The organism is Pseudomonas agronomica (assembly GCF_025917275.1).
In the GTDB taxonomy this organism is placed as follows: Bacteria; Pseudomonadota; Gammaproteobacteria; order Pseudomonadales; family Pseudomonadaceae; genus Aquipseudomonas; species Aquipseudomonas agronomica.
Genome location: NZ_JAOSHO010000674.1, coordinates 1 through 2,242 on the forward strand (window position 1 = coordinate 1; position 2,242 = coordinate 2,242).

3 protein-coding genes are annotated in these 2,242 nt (G+C 58.2%); 1 reads left to right on the forward strand and 2 read right to left on the reverse strand.

Annotated features, from left to right (window positions below; all coding sequences use genetic code 11):
• Positions 1-17: 17 nt before the first annotated feature.
• Together OC610_RS26045 and OC610_RS26050 are read right to left on the reverse strand one after the other, a co-directional pair.
• Positions 18-1,205, reverse strand: a complete 1,188-nt coding sequence (locus OC610_RS26045; protein ID WP_264431923.1) for an aminotransferase class V-fold PLP-dependent enzyme — start codon at positions 1,203-1,205, stop codon at positions 18-20.
• Between the two features lie 28 nt (positions 1,206-1,233).
• Complete coding sequence (locus OC610_RS26050; RefSeq protein WP_264431925.1) at positions 1,234-1,470, reverse strand: DUF3820 family protein; 237 nt, start codon at positions 1,468-1,470, stop codon at positions 1,234-1,236.
• 206 nt (positions 1,471-1,676) lie between these two features.
• Here OC610_RS26050 and OC610_RS26055 point away from each other — a divergent pair, with 206 nt between their 5' ends.
• Positions 1,677-2,141, forward strand: coding sequence for a PA2169 family four-helix-bundle protein (locus OC610_RS26055; protein ID WP_030139349.1), 465 nt, complete (start codon positions 1,677-1,679; stop codon positions 2,139-2,141).
• Positions 2,142-2,242: the final 101 nt, after the last annotated feature.

The window sequence follows — 2,242 nt, forward strand, 5'->3', positions numbered from 1 at the left end:
CAGCGGGAGCAAGGGATCTAGGTATGGCTCAGTTCAAGCAGTGCCTGGCTCAACCGCTCGATATCCCGCGCCAACGTAATCAATCCCGGCGTGATGCGAATGCACGACCCGACGCTGGTCTCGCGCACCACGGTGAAAATCCCATGGTCCTTGAGCAGTCGGTCGGCCATCGCCTGCTGGTCCGGCTGTGCGGTGAATCGCATCGAGGTGATGCCGCAATACAGCCGCCGGTCATCCGGTGTCATGACTTCAATGCCCGGTACGTCACGAACGGCGCTCACCCACATGTCGCGCAGGTAACAGAGCCGCGCGCCCTTGGCTGACGCACCGCCCAGGGCACGGTGCTCTTCGAACACCAGTGGCAGCGTCAGCAGCGCGGGGATATTGGGCGTGCTGTGGGGCGTGCGTGAGCGTATGTCAGTGGCTGGGTAGTTGGCTTCGTCCATGTCCGGGTCGATGTCGGCCAGCCGTTGTGGCGCGATGTAGAGAAAGCCCAGGGCGAGGGGGCTGCCAATCCATTTCTGCAGATTGAACCCGGCGAACTGGATGCCGAGTTTTTTCAGGTCGAAATCGATCTGCCCCAAGGCGTGGGCCCCGTCGAGAATGATGTCGACCTCGAATTCACGCGCCGCCTCGGCAATCGCCTGGACCGGCATCACCAGGCCGGTCAGGTGGTTGACGTAGGTCAGCGCCATTACTTTCAGGCGCGGATAGCGAATGAAAACTTCTCGATAGGTGCTCACCAGGCTGTCGAAACTGGCGGGGTAGGGAAGGACCAGCTCAACGACCTCAGCCCCGCGCTGGCGGGCCAGCCAGCGCATGGCACTCTTGACCGAGGCGTATTCCACGTCGCTGATCAACACCTGGTCGCCGGGCTTGAGCCCGTTGTAGTTGCGAATGAGCGTCTGCAGGGCATCCACTGCGCTATTGGCCAGTGCCACGGTGGACGCAGGGGCACGGATCAGTTGCGCCACCTGGCGCCGAATGGCTTCGCCGTGCTCCCGGTCGAAGTGCTGGCGCACGTACACCGAGTTGCTGCGGTTGATGAGTTCGATGTTGCGCTGGTATTCCTCGACCACGGTGCGCGACATCCGACCGAAGTAACCGTTTTCGAGATTGAGCAAGCCATCGGCGTCGACATCGTAGCGACCGACAAAGGTTTCCCAGAAGCTTTCATCGTGGGCGCGTAGGGTGTTCTCGGGCATGGCGGGCTCAATCAGTCAATGGCGATGTTCAATGGCGCGGCTTGGGCAGGCCATGTTTGGCTCGCAGCGGGTCCAACAGGTCCGACAGGCCGTTGTGGTCGATTTCCTGCATCAATGCCAGCAGGCCGCCCAGTTCTCCCTTGGGAAAACCCTCCCGTGCGAACCAGTTCAAGTATTGGCCTGGCAGGTCGGCGAGGACTCGGCCCTTGTATTTGCCGAAGGGCATTTGGCGCGTCACCAGCAGCTCAAGTTTTTCCGGATTCATTGCGATTCGTCTTGATAGGAACCATCGGCAAAATACAGGCATTCTGCATGCAGGCCAAATGACAGATCATGCAAATAACGCGGATACAGATTTTTCGATGTTTTTTAACTATTTGATTATTAAGGATTTATCTCATTTTTGGTGGCTGGCATGGCCGATGCAATATTCCTTGCAGGTTTTTATTCACCAAGCAAAGGAACTGAAAAATGACTGACATCAACAAAGAATCCATTTCCGTCTTGAACGACCTGATCGAGACCAGCAAGGATGGCCAGGAAGGATTCAAGACCTGCGCTGAAGACATCAAGCATCCTGAGCTCAAGGCGCTGTTCGTCAAGCGCTCCGCCGATTGCGCAACCGCTGCGGCCGAACTGCAAGCCGCTGTGCGTTCCCTGGGTGGCGATCCCGAAACTTCCACCAGCGTCTCCGGTGACTTGCACCGCCGTTGGGTCGACGTGAAGTCGATGTTCACCGGCAAGGACGAAGAAGCGGTGCTCAACGAAGCCGAGCGCGGCGAAGACCATGCGCTGAAGGCTTACAAGGAAGCCATCGAGAAAATCAACAAGCACAACCTGGTAGGCATTCGTGATCTCGTCGAGCGCCAATACCACGGTGTGCAACGCAACCACGATCAGGTCAAGGCCTTGCGCAACCAGGCGCGTGCCAGCTGATATGCATCTTTGATGCCCCAAAAAACGCCAGCTTGCCTGGCGTTTTTTTGTGTGGAGCGACTCAGGCTGACGGGGAACACTCTATGGCGAGGGAGCTTGCT